The sequence below is a fragment of the Methanospirillum hungatei genome (assembly GCF_020216685.1).
Taxonomy (GTDB): Archaea; Halobacteriota; Methanomicrobia; order Methanomicrobiales; family Methanospirillaceae; genus Methanospirillum; species Methanospirillum hungatei_B.
Genome location: NZ_JAIWNS010000119.1, coordinates 1 through 17,259, shown reverse-complemented (window position 1 = coordinate 17,259; position 17,259 = coordinate 1). Strand labels below are relative to the sequence as shown.

Annotated in this window: 8 protein-coding genes and 1 pseudogene; 5 read left to right on the top strand and 4 right to left on the bottom strand. The window is 45.8% G+C overall.

The genetic code is table 11. From position 1 onward, the window contains the following. A pseudogene (locus LDL35_RS07480) lies at positions 1 to 346 on the top strand (ATP-NAD kinase); the annotation flags it as partial. On the opposite strand, the gene pfkA reads toward LDL35_RS07480, so the two are convergent. Both pfkA and LDL35_RS07470 read right to left on the bottom strand, forming a co-directional pair. Beyond that, positions 315 to 1,304: a 6-phosphofructokinase gene (gene pfkA, locus LDL35_RS07475; protein ID WP_304021125.1), complete on the bottom strand. Its 990-nt coding sequence runs from the start codon at positions 1,302 to 1,304 to the stop codon at positions 315 to 317. The pseudogene LDL35_RS07480 and the gene pfkA overlap by 32 nt on opposite strands. Before the next feature lie 63 nt (positions 1,305 to 1,367). After that, positions 1,368 to 2,363, bottom strand: a complete 996-nt coding sequence (locus LDL35_RS07470; protein ID WP_304021122.1) for a hypothetical protein — start codon at positions 2,361 to 2,363, stop codon at positions 1,368 to 1,370. A 224-nt stretch (positions 2,364 to 2,587) separates the two neighbouring features. Between LDL35_RS07470 and LDL35_RS07465 the strand changes: the two genes are divergently transcribed. Both LDL35_RS07465 and malQ read left to right on the top strand, forming a co-directional pair. Further along, a complete protein-coding gene (locus tag LDL35_RS07465) occupies positions 2,588 to 5,113 on the top strand; it encodes a DUF3536 domain-containing protein (protein WP_304021119.1) in 2,526 nt (841 codons plus the stop codon). A 92-nt stretch (positions 5,114 to 5,205) separates the two neighbouring features. Beyond that, positions 5,206 to 6,699: a 4-alpha-glucanotransferase gene (malQ, locus tag LDL35_RS07460; RefSeq protein WP_304021117.1), complete on the top strand. Its 1,494-nt coding sequence runs from the start codon at positions 5,206 to 5,208 to the stop codon at positions 6,697 to 6,699. Positions 6,700 to 6,717: 18 nt separating this feature from the next. On the opposite strand, the gene LDL35_RS07455 is transcribed toward malQ, so the two are convergent. Both LDL35_RS07455 and LDL35_RS07450 read right to left on the bottom strand, forming a co-directional pair. Next, complete coding sequence (locus LDL35_RS07455) at positions 6,718 to 10,167, bottom strand: exodeoxyribonuclease V subunit beta (RefSeq protein ID WP_304021114.1); 3,450 nt, start codon at positions 10,165 to 10,167, stop codon at positions 6,718 to 6,720. Then, positions 10,167 to 13,589 (bottom strand): PD-(D/E)XK nuclease family protein, encoded by a 3,423-nt coding sequence (locus LDL35_RS07450; RefSeq protein WP_304021112.1) that lies wholly within the window; start codon positions 13,587 to 13,589, stop codon positions 10,167 to 10,169. Before LDL35_RS07450 ends, LDL35_RS07455 begins: the two co-directional genes overlap by 1 nt. Before the next feature lie 110 nt (positions 13,590 to 13,699). Between LDL35_RS07450 and LDL35_RS07445 the strand changes: the two genes are divergently transcribed. Next, positions 13,700 to 16,000 carry a PAS domain S-box protein gene (locus LDL35_RS07445; RefSeq protein ID WP_304021109.1) on the top strand — a complete coding sequence of 767 codons (2,301 nt, stop codon included), beginning with the start codon at positions 13,700 to 13,702 and terminating at the stop codon, positions 15,998 to 16,000. 69 nt (positions 16,001 to 16,069) lie between these two features. Further along, the gene (locus tag LDL35_RS07440; protein WP_304021106.1) at positions 16,070 to 17,212 is read left to right on the top strand and encodes a DUF1565 domain-containing protein; all 1,143 of its coding nucleotides are present in this window, start codon (positions 16,070 to 16,072) and stop codon (positions 17,210 to 17,212) included. Positions 17,213 to 17,259: the final 47 nt, after the last annotated feature.

The following is a 17,259-nucleotide window of genomic DNA, read 5'->3' as shown; positions in this document are numbered from 1 at the left end:
AGTTGTCGGGAGTGATCTGAATGAGAAGCAGATTCTCAGCCTTCTTGATCAGTATGGCAACGTGAAGATAATTATCAGTCCCATAGGAGCACAGGGGTTTATTCTCGGGCGGGGAAACCAGCAGATAAGTCATCATGTTCTGGCAAGAACCGGCATTGATGCTCTTATTGTGGTTGCAACAGAAGCAAAACTGAGAAACACAAAAAGCCTCTATATCGATACCGGAGACCCTGCGATGAATGAGGCTTGTGGTGATACCATCCAGGTCATCTGCGGATACCGGATGGCAATCAGGGCCAGACTGAACAAGGAGATTATTTTGTCAGGATCTGGGCCAGGCGGATAATATTCGGTTCAGGTTTTTGCCGTCCGGTGATTACTTTATCAAAGGGGGTAAGAACCACGCTCCTTCTCAGTTCACCAACCATCACCCCTGCATGACCTTTTGTATAGGCGTACACCGCACTTACCCCAAGTTTTGCGGCCAGGACCCGGTCCCGTGCGGTCGGACTTCCTCCCCGTTGAATATGACCCAGAACCACCACCCGCGATTCAATATCTATCTGCTCTGATACCTTTTGTGATATCTCAAAGCTGCATCCGGGCTTTTCACCTTCTGCAACAACTACAATGGCGTACCGCTTTCCTGCTGAAAACGCATCTGTCAGCCGGGCACAGAGATCCATTATGGCATCATGATCCCCGGGGAGAACCAGGTACTCAGCTCCACCGGCAATGCCGCTCTCGATAGCGATAAGATCTGAAGACCTCCCCATCACCTCAACAAAAAACAACCGCCCATGAGATAAGGCTGTATCCCGAATCTTATCAATCGCCTCAAGGGCAGTATTTATGGCGGTATCAAACCCGATTGAAAAGTCAGTCCCCGGAATATCATTATCAATAGATCCCGGAATGCCAATTGTCGGGATACCAGTCTCATCATTGAAGAGGTCGGCACCCCTGAATGAACCCTCACCGCCGATGACGAGCAGGGCATCAATATCAGCATTCTGAAGGTTTTCTGCAGATTTTTTCCGTCCTTCACTCGTCTTAAACTCTTCAGATCTCGAAGTTCCAAGGACAGTCCCCCCCAGGTGGATAATATTTGCCACATGCGATCTGTCCATCAGGAAAAAATCCCCTTCAATCAGTCCGGAAAATCCCCTTCTGATTCCGACTACGTCAATACCCAGTTCATGTGCGGCACGGTATACAGCCCTGATCGCTGCATTCATACCAGGAGCATCACCCCCGGATGTAAGAATCCCTATTCGTGATGACCCTGGGATCTTTTCATTCATAGCAGGAATCTACTGATCCGGTATATATAGATAATGAAAAAAAGTCAGAGCAGATAAGCTCTCTTATTTTTTTATTCGATCAAGAATATCGGTTGCATAGAGCCTGAGCCGTTCAAACTCTTTTCTTGTGAGGGGACGGGAATGGGCAATCTTTTTACGGATGGGATCGAGTTCACCAAGCTTGCTGTAGACCGTTTTTATCTCTTCAAAGGAGAAGATATCAGAGAAAGATTCATGATTTCGACCCTTTTCAAGAATCTTTTTAAGGTCGGTAAAATCACAGTACTCAATCAGCTCATATGAACCGATGGATATTGGATTATTCTCCTCAACCTCTTTTCGCTTTTTCATACCCTCCAGAACATCGGCCGGAATCTTTGTCTGGAGATTATCCATATTGGGCTTTATAATCCGCTGATGGATGAGGTCACGCATCATTCGCTCAAGGGTATAGAGGAGTTCATATCCGGCAATATTAAATGAGATCTCCTGATCGGTCTCAAGAATTTCATCAAGTTTTGTCTCGATATTCTTCCGTTCAGATTGTATCTTTCCTTTCTCCTTTTTTGATAATTCGGGGATAATCCTGATCACTTCAGACAATGCTCCGATGGGAGAGACCTTTAAGGAGATCTGGGGAAAAAGTGCTAGTTCAGGTGTCATTCTGGATTTTTGCTGGACAAAATCTGAATAGAGACCATTTTCGGATCCATTTCGTCCTTCCAGGAGCTGCTGTCGTAGTGCCTTGGCAGTGACATGGGAGAGATCAAAGATATTTGCGATATCAAGCGCTTTTTTCAAAGCACTTTCAAGTGAACCGGAGTACCCGGCAATAATCTCTTTATTAGATACCGGAACAGGACTTGTCTCCTCCTCTTCAGACGTCAGTAATGGCCGTAATGCCTCCTGTATCTCGGTATGCGTATCTTTTTTCAGTTCTTCCAGGATGCGATCCAGAAAATGGGATGGAAGGACTTTCTTATATTGTACAAGTAAGGATGCTGCACGAAGTTTATCTTCGATCCGCCTGCTTGCCATCAAAGAGGAGATCGTAGCCATTATTGTCTGAACCTGACTATTGCGGTTATCTGGGTTCATAAATCCAATAAAAACAGTACTGGCATAGATATATATGTTTTTTGGCAGTTTCCGGATAAAACAGGATTGAGATCTCAAAATTTTGATATACCTGTCACTACCCGGTCAATCTCACGGGAAGGTCTCCCATGTGAGGAGAGGAACAAAACTATCAAACCATGAAACGTGTCATAAGAGATACATACATGATTCAGGATCCTGGCGGGGTGAACTCTATCAACCGATATATTTGCATTCATGGACATTTTTACCAGCCTCCACGGGAAAATCCATGGCTGGAAGAGATTGAGATTGAAGAATCTGCATTTCCTTTTCATGACTGGAATGAACGGGTCACCAATGAATGTTATGCCCCAAACGCAGCATCACGGATTCTTGGATCTGAACGCCGGATCATAGATATTGTAAATAATTACTCAAGAATCAGTTTCAACTTCGGGCCGACTCTCCTATCATGGCTGAATACCCATAACCAGGAGGTCTATCAGGCCATCCTTCAGGCAGATAAGGATAGTCAGCAGACCTTTTCGGGTCATGGATCAGCAATCGCCCAGATATATAATCACCTGATTATGCCTCTTGCAAACAGCCGGGATAAGGAAACCGAGATAATCTGGGGGGTGAAAGATTTCATCTACCGGTTTGGCAGGATGCCGGAAGGGATGTGGTTATCTGAGACTGCGGTGGATAATGAAACCCTTGATCTTCTTGCCCTCCATGGGATACGGTTTACCATCCTTGCACCTCACCAGGCCAGGCGGATTCGGAAGATAGGAGATGAGACCTGGAACGATGTTACCAAAGAAACTCTTCATATCGGCAGACCATATCTGTGCATCCTCCCATCAGGAAGAACCATTGCGATATTTTTTTACGAGCCGGGGATAGCAGGAGAGGTGGCTTTTGGAAACCTGCTTGAAAATGGCGATCAGTTCACGAGACGACTCATTGATGCATTCCCACGTGATACAAAAACGCCACATCTGGTCTCTATTGCAACCGACGGAGAGACATATGGACATCATCACCGGTTTGCTGATATGGCACTGGCATATGCCCTCCATGAGATTGAATCAAAGGACCTGGCAAAGATTACCATATACGGTGAATACCTGGAGAGATTTCCACCAGGGTATGAAGTGGCCATAGCAGAAAACACCTCATGGAGCTGCAGTCATGGTGTCAAACGCTGGGAGGATGATTGTGGTTGCCGGGCGTTATACGCCTGCCTGATTTCGGATACATCGGTCTGTTATCCGGCATCATTCACTTCCGGGTCATCTCCGTATAATCTTAAACCATGGAACCAGAAATGGCGGAGGCCTCTCAGGGATGCGATATCATGGCTCATAAATGAACTGGCGGTCCTTTTTGAACGGGAGATGGAAGTACTCTTTCATGATCCCTGGCAGATCAGGGATGCCTACGGTGACCTCATCATCCACCGGACTCATGAAGAGATATCCCGTTTCTTTTCATCATATGCGAAGCGGACACCCAATCCTGAAGAGATAACGAGATGCCTGAAACTTCTTGAGATGCAGAAGAATGCCCTCTTTATGCAGACCAGTTGCGGGTGGTTTTTTGATGATCTTGCTGGCATTGAAACCGTCCAGATTATGATGTATGCCTGCCGGGCGATGCAGCTGGCCCGTGATGTGACCGGTATGAACTTTGAACCTGAATTTATCAGGTATCTTGAAAAAGGTGCTTCAAATGTGGCACATCTTGGAAATGGCGGGGACATCTACACAAAATATGTAAAAACCGCCATTTTTGATATCAACCGACTTGCTTTTCAGTATGCCATCATGTCCCTGATTGAAGGAAGACCTGATGAATCGCCGATGAGTCTCTATGAGATCTGTTGTAAATCATATGAACAAGCAGAGACCGGGAGTTTAAAGCTGGCTATGGGGCATGCCCTCTTCAGATCGAAGAGTACATTCAAAGAATCAACGCTGATGTTTATCGCTCTTCATATGGGGGATCATAATTTCGTCGGAGGAGTACGGACGTATTCCTCTGAAGATGATTTTGAAGAGATTAAAGAGGATATTTGGAATGCCTTTACAAAAAGTGATCTTCCGGGTATGATTTTGTCAATAGACCGGCATTTTGATGTGCATTCATACTCACTCTGGCACCTGTTTCCTGATGGAAAAAGAAAAGTAATGTATAGTATTCTTAATGAAGCCCTGGAAAGTGCTCAGTATGCATACCATCAACTCTGCCACAGACATTTTCCATTTGTTACCGCAATGAAGGAACTGAATATTCCTACACCGATAGCACTTGATTTTCCTATCCAATACACCTTAAACCGGGAACTTATTACCTGTCTTGATGAGGAGATCATTGATGTTGAGAGAATTCAGAGGATACTGAATGATATGGACAGGGGGAATTTCCTTCCTGATACAAAACTCCTCTCAGTCCATGCTGCTCATACCATTGCAAGACTTCTGAATGGTATTGAAAAAGAGCCTGACCGTATTGAAGACATCCTATTAGTAAACAGGTTATTCAGCCTTCTCTCCCCACTGTCTCTCTCAATGGATCTCTGGGCATGCCAGAACACATATTTCCGGATAGGTCAGCATATGTGTCATACGATGAAACAGACCATGGAGACTGGCGATGACCATGCCCAGACCTGGGTCAGGGAATATTCATTGCTTGGTGAGTACTTAGGTGTCAGATGCCATTGATGGATGGGTGCAGAATAATTATCCATAATCAGACTGAAATGAACTGAAATGAATCGCGGAATAATGTATATGAAGATGTACGGAGACAGAGAATGAAGACCCGTGGGAGTGGTATTCTCCTTCACATCACGTCACTTCCCGGTCAGTTCGGAATTGGCGATCTGGGCTTTCAGGCACACCGGTTTGTTGATTTTTTACAGGCATCAGGACAGCGGTACTGGCAGATCCTTCCGGTTCACCCGACCGATATCAGGTATGACAACTCACCGTACCATTCTATCTCTGCTTTTGCAGGCAACCCACTTTTTATTAGTCCTGAACAGCTGGTCAATGACGGCTATCTCGATCCCTCAGATCTGCAGAAGGGTCTGGATGGTCCCCATGATGATGTAGATTTTAAAGCAGTTCTTGCTTATAAGGAACGGCTCTTTGATATGGCATATAACCGGTTTTCGTATTTTGGATCAGACCACCGGTTTATCGACTTTTGTAATGAACAGGCATGGTGGCTTGATGATTACGCTCTTTTTTGCGCAATCAGAAAACATTATGCACCGGCTGTCTGGTCAGACTGGCCTTATGCATTGAGAGACAGGGATCCACAGGCACTTCTTGAGTTTCAGAAGAAGAATGATTCAGTACTAGAGCGTGAGAAGTTCCTTCAGTACATCTTCTCCGGTCAATGGGAGGCACTCAGGAAAAAATGCCATTCTGCCGGCATACGACTTATCGGGGATATTCCCATCTATATCGATTACGACAGTAGTGATGTCTGGACCTATCCTGATCTCTTCCAGCTGGATGAAGAGAAAAAGCCAAGGTTCGTTGCAGGTGTTCCTCCGGATTATTTCAGTGCAAACGGGCAGGTATGGAACAATCCGCTCTATGACTGGGATGCCATGAAGAATTCCGGGTTCTCCTGGTGGCTTTTACGATTGAAGAGAGAACTCTCCATGGTTGATTATGTACGGATCGATCATTTCAGGGGGCTTGTCGGATTCTGGGAGATTAGAGCTGGATCAGATACCGCGATAGAGGGAAGATGGATAGAGGCTCCTGCCTGGGATTTCATCAGGACACTGGTGAAAGAATTCCCCTGTCTCCCAATTATTGCGGAGGATCTGGGAATTATCACATCTGATGTCAGGGAGATCATGAGAGAGTTTATGATTCCTGGTATGAAAGTCCTGGTCTTTGCCTTCAGTTCCCCAACCGGAGATAACCCGTACATTCTGCATAATATCCCCAAAGATTCGGTTGTATATACCGGGACCCATGATAATACACCAGTCAGGGGGTGGTATGAACAGGATGCAACTCCTGAAGAGAAACAAAGGCTTACCGCCTACCTCGGAAGGGAGCCAGGAATTCACGAGATATCTGATATATTCATCCGTCTGGCGATGATGAGCAGTGCTCATACTGCAATCATACCGATGCAGGATATTCTGGGACTTGACTCATCTGCACGAATGAATAAACCAGGGACTGAGGACGGAAACTGGAGATGGCGGTTACAGGAAGGGATGATATCAGAAGAACTCACAGGCCGGCTCTCAGATTTTGTAAAAATATACGGAAGATAATCCTCAATCAGGAGAGGTTTATTCTCCCAGATATCTCCTGACAGCCTCATGGATATCTTCATCAGAAAGAAAACGGGGCATTGTAAACTCTCCGGTGTTCATAGAATAAAGGAACATTCTGACCGGCTTGCCGGTGAGTGCCTCTGCTGCAATCCGGTATATATTCAGTTGCAGTTCTGCTCCGTCCTTGTCCCCTGATTTATAATCAATAACAGCCCATTCATTGTTGCTGTCCTGAATCAGCCGGTCAATGCGTCCGGTAACCGGGTAATTCCCAGAATAGGTTATGAAGGAAATTTCCTGGAATGAACGAACTGCATCACGAATGAGAGGGGTGCTGAGAAACCGCTGATATAAGGTATTACAAAAGGACTCTGCTTCAGGACTTGCGATACCATACGAGACAAGGACTGATTTTGTATCCTTTCCTGAAAATATCTGATGAAGCAAAATTCCAATCTCATCAGGCAGGAGATGAGAGCCACCAGGAATCGTGACCTGATGAAGAGTCTCTTCGTGTCCTGTCGCTTTTCCCAATAGTCCGATATCGGTCACCGGAACTGGTCTGATTGTGGTATTTTTATCAGGCATTTCTGAATAAAGGCCATATTTTCTGGTTCCGGCCAACGAAATATACTCATCTGGCAGGGTAAGAGGAGGAAGCGCCTCCTGTGCCCACATCCGGGTCAGCTGATCAGGATCGGTCAGGATGGTAATGTCGATAGGGTTCCCTCCATCTTCCGGATCAATCCGAATAACGCCCCCTTCTTCTGCAATGTCCTTTGTTATCCCAAAGAGCGTGCACACCCAGTCAATCCTGTTATTACTCTTATCCACCGATTCATAGAATTTATCAGGTTGTTTCCCACAGAGAACAAGATGATCCCTGGCTCTCGTGGCTCCTACATAAAAGAGTCGTTTTCGCTCAGCCGATTCCTTTTCTTTCTGAATAAGCGACAATGCAGTATAGATCGGAGTCTCTTTGATATCATAATCCTGATCAGGATCCGGAATTTTGACTCCATAGAGGTGAGGATGATCACCGGAAAGGATGGGGCCCAGTTTTCCTTCCCGTGATGAACCCATGTCAGGAAGTATGACGACAGGAAATTCTAGACCTTTCGCGGCATGCACGGTCATAATATTCACCGAAGTCTTTGAGAGGGTATCAAGTGCAGCCTCTCCTTCCCGTTCCTCATCAGCGATGGAGATCGTCATGTCCTGCACCAGATCAAATAAACTATAGTATCCGCCCTCTGTTCTCCCCCGGATGATTCCAAGAAGTTTTGTCAGGTTTGCTGCCTGTTGTTCACCCTGCTCCAATGCACCATAGATAGTAAGAATGCCGGATTCACGGATGATGCGGGTTACCAGAGGTACGACCGGCTCTCTCCCGGCAAGTTTTCTCCATGATTCAAGTAACCGGGCTGCACGGAGAATGAGGTCCCGATCAGCAGATGAGCAGGAAAGGACCTCCTCTGATGAACCGGTATCAGAGGCGTAGGCAGTGAATCGTTCAGCACAGGCCCGTAATTTATCATACAGGCTCCAGCTTCGTTTCGCTCCTGGAATGTGAAGGATATGATAGATCAGCGGATCAGAGAAGCTGAAATAGGGAGATCGAAGGACACCGAAAAGTGCAGCATTATCATAGGGGCGTAAGAGGAAGGAGAGGATATTATAGAGATCATAGATCTCCTGCCTGGAGTAGAATCCGATCCCCCCATGGACATAAAAAGGAGTCTCCTTTCTGGAAAGAGCGGTCGTATACCGGGTAAGATGAGTCCGTCGCTCAATAAGAATGGCGATATCTCCATATCCGGCCGGCCGCATTACTCCGTCCCGGTCAGTAATCTGAAATGAACCGCAGGAGACGATCTGATGGACAAGATCTGCCACCATTCCTGCTTCTATCTCCTTTGTCTCAGACCGTTCACTCCCTTTTGGTGCCTTTCCAGGAAGGAGCACGGTAATAGAACCAGGTGATGCTTTCCGGTCATCGCAGACCTGAATTGGTTCATATCCAAATTCCCAGGGTTTCTCAGTTGATGCAAAGATCCGGGAGAAGAGATAATTGACACATCCGATAACCTCCCGACAACTGCGAAAACTTGTATCCAGATTGATGAGATTCCCCTTACAGTCGGAGAGAATACGGGTCTGAGCTTCCTTAAACCGTGTTACATCAGCATTCCGGAACAGGTAAATCGACTGCTTGGGATCCCCAACGATAAAGAGACTTCGCGTTCCTGGGTGTAATTCACCGATGATCGCAGTGATTATCTCAAATTGAGCAGGGTCGGTGTCCTGGAATTCATCAACCAGAATATACTGATACCGGGGTCTGATATGCCGGGCAACGATATCCTGATGGGATTGCAGAAATTCCCTGGTCAACTGGATGAGATCATTGAAATCAACCCCATTGGCCTGCCTTTTCAAGGTACGTAAAAGGTCAAAGTAATACCCTGCTACGAGAGCCAGATCCCGAAAGAACGTGATGGTCGATGCAGTAAATCGTGAATCTTTATCGATATACAGGGAGAAAAATGGAACTGCCTTTTCAAGGTTTTCGATAAGGCAGGTTTTCGCTTCACGAAACCGGCTTAAGTCATCATTGTCCCATATTTTTTGTGATCCCAGTTTACCGGTCGGACGAATTTTTAGAAATTCTTCTGCTGCTTTATGCAACGTTTCAGGTGGGGCATCAGGAGTGAGATCATACAGATAAGGACAGACCTGCTGTAAATACCGGACTGCACGATCATCCATGTATCTATATACCTCTTCAAATCTGATGAAATCTGAAATTGCATCTCTGATATCCGTGTCAGCGAAAAACTGATGTATAACCGGGGTTCTGACCTGTTCTAAAAAGATCTCCCATACATTGATAATTCCATCCGGATCCCCTGCCAGGTCTTCTGCAAACTGTAAAAATGCGTCGGTATTTTGAGCGAGCGTTGTCAGGATCTGATTGACCTGGAATTTTTCAATCAGTGCAAGAAGTCGGATGAGTGATTCCTGTATCTCTTCCGGAGGTTTTCTGATGAGGGTTTCAAATGCTTCCCGTTCTACAGCCAGTGCCTGCCCCTCATCAAGGATCACAAAACCCGGGTCCAGGCCTGCTTCAATGGCAAATTCCCGGAGTATCTGCGCACAGAAGGAATGAAATGTCATAACCGGTGCAATGACCAGTTCTTCGTGTGCATCCTTCCAGACCTGGTTGTCAGGATCATCTTTGAGTCGTTCTGCAATGGTCTTTCTGACCCGCTCCTTCATCTCTGCTGCAGCTTTATCGGTGAAGGTAAGAGCAAGGACATCCCTGATACGATATCCCTGGTCCTGAACCAGGTTCAGATACTTTTCCACCAGGACAAAGGTCTTACCGGTTCCTGCACCGGCAGTAACCACCATGCTGACATCATGTCGTGAGATTGCCTCAAGCTGACGGGGGGTTGCTGCCATTATACCGTCGCCTCCTCTGGACATATATCAGATACAGAAGGATACCGGTACCACTCTCCCAGCTGTGATCCCCGATCTGGCTGGAACCTGCATATCGTTTTGTACGGACAGTACCAGTCTGCATTGCATTCGGTTGTGGCCTGAATCGGGAATAATCCATCCCTTATATCATGAACATGAGAGATGGAACTATGCAGTGCGTTTTCAAGAATTTCCTGCCACCGAGGTTCTGACCTGGGCAATTTTCCTTTAGGAAGAGTGTTTTTTAAGGTGGGATCATAGAGGGGTATTGAATGAAGGATTTTTCGTTGGAGTTGTATATAGGAACCAAAAACCGGTTTATTGGCAGATATATGCTGATATGCAAGAAGATAGAGGGGAAGCTGTAATGCAGTCATACGGGTAAGGTCTGATGATCCAGGAATACTCTTCCCGGTTTTATAGTCGATGATACCAAAAAGCCCGTCCGGAGTCAGATCAATCCGATCAATCTTTCCAATAAACCGAATGGAATTTTCAGCCTCACCTGTATCCCCATCAGTCTGACCGGGGGTTTCAGATTTTTTCAACTCCCTCTGAATTGCCAGAAGATCTACCGGTTCACTCCTGGAAGCGGGATCATCATCAGGACCTCTCACTGCTCCGAATGAGTATTCAAAAAACCGGGGGGTGAACTGGTGAGGAATCCTCCCATCTTCATCAGGACTCAGACGGTCAATTTCAGTTGCTATAAACCGCTCCAGAATGCCGCCACCGATATCTTCTCCCCCCATGATCTGCCTTTTCTTTGCTATCCAGAGCGGAGTCGTATAGGGAACCTTATCACACTCCTCCTCTGCAATATCCCTGATGAGAGAGAGTGCCGTATCAAACCCGGCTTCTTTGATCGGGAGAAGGCGGTTTTCATGCATCGTCCGTTTGAAACGGCTCATAATGACATGAATAAGATTCCCCTTTGTCTCCGGCGGGATGTCACTTCCAATATCAGGAAGAGGCCGGATATGAAGAACCCGTTCAAGATAAAACCTGAACGGACATTTCGCATAGGTCTCAAGCATCGACGCAGACCATAAGTATGCCGGGCTGAATTGAGAGTGAAGAGCAGACCTGATAATCTGGCAATCTCCGATGATTCCATCATACTCTGAACGGTTTAATCTGAACCGGTATGTTCGTTCAATTGATATCCGCTGTACCAGTGAAGACAACAGAACATCTTCCGGAATAAATGAGCGTGATCTCTCCCATTCAGAGTTGTGGATACAGATTCCTGCAGAGTAGGATGCCTCCATGTCTCCAGGAAACCGGGAATCACCACTCTCATCTGAACCACGTCCCCATTCAGGGAGAAGGGTAGATGATTTGAGATAATCAATGAAGACCGATGGCAAAACAGTCCGTTCATCCTTGTGTTCATACCAGCTCAGGTAGAGATGATTTGTGCCGGCTGCGAGTGCAGTGATAAACTGGTATTTTTCCTGCCTGAGAATATCAGAGAGGGTTCTTGTATCCATCCGGCTGTTCTCACTGGAGTTTGTGAAAGGGAGTCGTGTGGTAAGCCGGGGAATTTGCCCTTCATTGAGTGAGACCAAAAAGACATACGGATAGTGCTGATGAGCGATCTCACGAATTCCTGTTAGTATGACCCCTGAAGCATCGGGAGATACACTACCTGACTTTTCCTGCAGAACATGACGGACGGCACCAATGAAATCAATAAATGTCACCGGTACAGCCGGATCCAGATGAGAGATAACACCGGTCCCTGAGAGATCCTGTAACTCACTGAGCACGGTATGAAAAGAGGACAGGTCCAGGTATTCCTCATCCGTCAGCCAGGCATTGAGGGAGTTGACATGTGCCAGGCCGGGGACCGGTGAACCGATCTCTTTTAATATTGTTTTAAAGTGCCAGATATGCTCACGGATGGTTCGTTTATCCCGAAGTCTTCGAATGATTCCTACCAACCTGATAATACCCTCTATTGTATCTTTCATCTCCTGTTTTCCCAGTGGTCGCCGGGGGTGGTACGTTCGTGAAACTGGTTTTTTATTCTGAACAGATCCCTGTCCATCGGATATCGGCTGTTCATTATCCTCCTCATTACAGAATGAAAGAACATCAGATAGCCGTTTTTCCCAGTCGATATGACCGCCATCCAGTCCATATGTCCGACAGAGGAGATCGAAATTTTTATAAGAAAGGAAGATGTATCGGGAAGTTGTCTTTCCGCTCTTCTTCTGGTCACCGGATTTTTTATCCGCGTCTTCCTCTGCCTCCCATCGGAACCTACAATACGGGCTTTGTATGACTCGTACTAACTCATCATATCGCATTCCTTTTTCTATGAGATCAAAAATGGAGAGATAATATGCGATAAGAGGAGAGGATTGCAGAAGAGGGCCTTGTGATGGTCGGACAGGAATACCAGAATCAGTACATGCCTCCAACGCATAGCCACGGGTAGACCTGAAATCAGGAGTGGCTATTGCAATATCCTCATAGGAAACTCCCATGTCATGCAGTCGTACAATTTCCCGTGCTACCTCTCTCATCTCCGTCGCCGGATCTGAAAACCCCATTCCAGATATGTTAGGAAAGATCAGATAGTCAAGAGTTCCCGATGGATCATGACAGAAGATGGTCGTCATCTGCTGCTCCATCCCGGTTGATGGTATAACCTCCTCACTCCCATAGGAGAGCCAGTCACCTGTGTCTGAAAAAATATCAAAATCTTTCCCATCAGGAAGCGTATAATGCAGGGTTTCGCCTACTTCTCCCAATGTGCATATCAGTCTTTTTTCAAGGGGCATTGGTTCGAAAAGTCCGAATAAATGGACATGACGGATGATTGATCTGACATCTGTAGGATCTCTTTTCTTTAGAAAATCTATCGTCCATAAGAGCAGGGTATCCTGATCGACGAGATTGTTTTCACTGAGTATATGGTGATATGCAGATATTAGCAGAGATATCTGATGACTTTTTTCAGATTGCAGAGGGCCCAGGCAGGCTGGATAGTCTATCTCTCTCCGGATGATGACCTGCATCAGGATCTGAAGATCCTGGACTGCACGGGGAGATGGATTTTTCTGGGCAAAAAAGAGGGTGAGTTCATCCTGGTGTTTTTTTAACAGATCTACAAGAAGAAGCCGTGATGTCTCCGGTTTTATGAGAACCGTTCCATCTCCATACCGGTCGATAAGATAGCTGCACAAGTCATCAGGAGTGCAGATGTGGTCAGGAAGAAAGGTGATTCCTGACTTTATCAGCTGGTCCCGAACCGTCCTGATAAGCCGGTGTGTCGGAAGAATCATCCACGAGCCAAAGGGATCCTCTTTGATATGGGATATATAAGTGTTGACCGCCTCACCAAGACCGGTGCCGGGAACTGCATGAATAAGAACGATCTGACCTGGCATGCAGCTAAAAGGTTAGTGTCAGGCCTATATCTGAATATCCGGATATGATCTGGTGTGAAGGTCAGTCTTAAATGCTCAAGGGTATAATTCCCATATATCCAGGATATGTTATGATCTCAGCGCTCTATGTCGATGATGATCCATCCTTTCTTGAAATTGGAAAGATGTTTCTTGAACAATCCGGCATGATTCAGATAACTACGGCGATATCTGCGAAAGATGCATTGGAAACCATGCAGAAGCAACTATTTGACGTGATTGTTTCTGATTATGAAATGCCAGGATTGAACGGAATTGAATTTTTAAAAAAGATTCGTCAGAATAACCCAATCATTCCTTTTATAATATTCACCGGAAGGGGGAGGGAGGATGTCGCAATCGAAGCGCTGAATTCCGGGGCGTCATTCTATCTGCAAAAAGACGGAGATCCTGCTGCTCTTTTCATTGAACTTATCAATATGGTAAACCGGGCTGTTCAGCACGCACATGCAGCAATTGAGCTTGAAAAGAAAAATGAGGAACTCACATCGTTAAATGAAGAGCTTGCTGCATCTGAAGAGGAACTTCGAAAGACGATTGAACAGCTTGCCCTGCAGTCTGAACAAATACTGGAGAGTGAGGAACGGTACAGACTGGTCATGGAAGCGACCAGTGATGGAATATGGGACTGGAACCTCAAGACCAACAAGGCTTATTTCAGTGACTGGTACTACCGGATGATCGGCTATGAGCCAGGAGAATTTGAGGGCAATTATGAGAACTGGCGGTCACTCCTTCATCCGGACGATGTGATTCGTGCTGAAAAAGAGATACAGGAGAGCCTTACCAGAAAGGACAGGGGGTTTGATATCGAGTTTCGCATCAGGACGAAAAATGGTGACTACCGGTACATCCATGGAAGAGGAAAGGTTGTTGCATGGGATAATGAAGGCAATCCCTGCCGGATGGTCGGATCCCATATTGATATAACAGACAGAAAACGGATGGAGTCAGCTCTACTCGATAGTGAAGAGAAATACCGGCTTCTTGCAGAGAAATCAAGAGATCTTATCTTCATGCTCCGGCTCCCAGAATGGAAATATGAATATATTAGTCCCTCAGTTCTGGAGATCAGCGGGTATACTCAGGAAGAATTTTACAAAAATCCAGAGTTACTGCGAAGATGTATAGCACCCCACAGTCGTGAATACTTTGAGAAGGCATATAAAGATCTGCTGAATGGTGTAATACCGGAGACGTATGAATTTCAGATTATTACCAAATCCGGAGAACTGAAATGGGTATCCCAGAGAAATTCCCCGATAACAGATAGCTCAGGCACCATTACTGCGTTACAGGGGATTGTTACTGACATTACTGAACGTAAAACCAGTGAAGAGATCGTCTGTGAAGCGATGCAGAAGTATGAGACACTGTTCTCCAGTGTTCCAACCGGCATTATCGTGACGGATGAGAATGGTGCCATCATTGAGGTAAACCAGCATGCAGCACGGATTCTGCACGTCAGCCGTGAAGAACTCATTGATAACGACATCTCCAGACCAGAATGGACTGTATTTAAAAATGACGGTACCATATTCAGCTCATCACAAACCTATCCTTTACGAGAACTTCTTAAACAAGGAGAGGATGGAGCAGGAATTGAGATCGGTATACAAAACCCAAAGGGTGAGATCGCATGGATAATGGCAACGGCCTCCTCACTCAGGCTGAAAGGATATGGCTCGGTCATTTCTTTCCTTGATATCGGAGAACAGAGACGAATATCCCAGGCTCTTACCATGGTCAATAAAAAACTCTCTCTGCTTACCAGCATCACCCGTCATGATGTAAAAAACAGTTTGACTGCCCTGAAAGGATATCTCTACCTCCTGTCTGAAGAAATTGATACCGAGAGTGGAAAAGAGTTAATCGGCCGGATTGGCTCTATAACCGGAGATATTGAACGAAAAATTGTGTTCACCAGTACCTATCAGAATATCGGTGCCGAAAGCCCGCAATGGCAGAATATTTCTCATCTGGTTGATGGTTTCAAAGTTGATGGAGTTTTGATAGTCAATGAACTTAATGGTCTTGAAGTTTTTGCAGATCAGATGCTGGGTATAGTCTTTGAAAATCTGATTCAGAACAGCCTGATGCATGGAGAAAAAGTCAGCCAGATACTTTTGTCTCAAAGACAGGAAGGACAGGATCTGGTCATTCTCTATGAGGATGACGGAACAGGGGTTCCGGATACTGAAAAGGAAAATATTTTTGAGAGAGGTTATGGAAAAAATACCGGTTTCGGACTGTTTCTGATCAGGGAGATCCTCTCGATAACCGGTCTTTCAATACGGGAGACGGGAAAGTCGGGAGAGGGGGCAAGATTTGAAATACTGGTTCCCCAGGGTTCATATCGGTTTTCTGAATGATTTATCCTTTTTGGTACCACATACAAAACTTTTTCTTTTCATGAGTATACTACCCTTCAGGAGTCACACATGATGAAAACCTTTGGTTCATGGTTTATTCTGGTCATTGTCTGGTGTCTTCTCAGCTGGCCTCTGACAGCAGCACCGATAAATCTGGATAAAACACCTACAACATTCGCGGAAGGTTTAAATAAGAAACCAGCCGGGATGGTATACTATGTAAACTCAAAGACCGGAAATGACAGTACGGGAACGGGAGCCGAGACCAAACCCTTCAAGACTATTACTGCAGCGGTAAACAGGGCACGATCCGGTGATACCGTCATGGTTGAATCTGCGAACACGTATGATGCAGCAAATGGTGAGGTCTTTCCCATCAGATTGAAAAATGGAATGACACTCACCAGAAAAAAAGTGACATCTTCCGTATCCATGGTTCCGGTATCACCAAATCCGGTAATATCAGGAGGAGCACGATATGATATCCCGGATTCTCCGGGAGGCAGGTATCCGTCAATTATCGGGGCAGATAATGCTGTTATCTCCTCATTGAGCTTTTCCATTGTGAATAGTCCGGGTGGGACAAATGATGGGACGGCTATCCTGTGTGATGGTACATCACCAACTATCGAGAAATGCTCATTTTCCGGAACGGCGCATGCCGGGATAACGACACTCGGAACTGCTCACCCGAAAATTTCTGACAACAATTTTGCCGGAAACCTGAACTGGGGTATAACTGCATATGGTGAGAGTTACCCCACTATTTCAAAGAACACCTTCTCAACCCTGAATGGAATTGACTGCACAGCATCTTCACACCCATCCATTGAGAACAACAAGATATCCTGTAAAGGTGCCGGAATCAGCATAAAGGGATCTGCAAACCCGATGATTACCGGTAACACTCTTACTGGAAATGGCGAATATGGCATTATTGTAAGGATGGATTCAACACCGGCCATTCAGGGGAATACCATAAAACAAAATCCGGTTGGTATTTACATCGCAACCGGAGGTGCCACACGGCCTGATATTGGTGGAGGAGGAAGAAGTACCGGAGGAAATACTTTCCAGGATAATTCACAGTATGATATTGAGAACAGGAATACGGTGGATATAATGGCCACCGGTAATACCTGGGGAACTATCTGCTGCGAAGATATCACAGTATCTCCGAATGAACAAGTTAGTCGAGAAAATATAAGCTAATAATATGTCTCATGAAGAGGTTTTGGTGTTTGATTACTATCGACAAT

Excerpts from the sequence above, each read along its gene's own strand:
- LDL35_RS07465 (WP_304021119.1), top strand. The coding sequence starts at position 2,588 with ATGATTCAGGATCCTGGCGGGGTGAACTCTATCAACCGATATATTTGC.
- LDL35_RS07445 (WP_304021109.1), top strand. The coding sequence starts at position 13,700 with ATGATCTCAGCGCTCTATGTCGATGATGATCCATCCTTTCTTGAAATT.
- pfkA (WP_304021125.1), bottom strand. The coding sequence starts at position 1,304 with ATGAATGAAAAGATCCCAGGGTCATCACGAATAGGGATTCTTACATCC.
- LDL35_RS07470 (WP_304021122.1), bottom strand. The coding sequence starts at position 2,363 with ATGGCTACGATCTCCTCTTTGATGGCAAGCAGGCGGATCGAAGATAAA.
- LDL35_RS07455 (WP_304021114.1), bottom strand. The coding sequence starts at position 10,167 with ATGGCAGCAACCCCCCGTCAGCTTGAGGCAATCTCACGACATGATGTC.
- LDL35_RS07440 (WP_304021106.1), top strand. The coding sequence starts at position 16,070 with ATGATGAAAACCTTTGGTTCATGGTTTATTCTGGTCATTGTCTGGTGT.
- LDL35_RS07450 (WP_304021112.1), bottom strand. The coding sequence starts at position 13,589 with ATGCCAGGTCAGATCGTTCTTATTCATGCAGTTCCCGGCACCGGTCTT.
- malQ (WP_304021117.1), top strand. The coding sequence starts at position 5,206 with ATGAAGACCCGTGGGAGTGGTATTCTCCTTCACATCACGTCACTTCCC.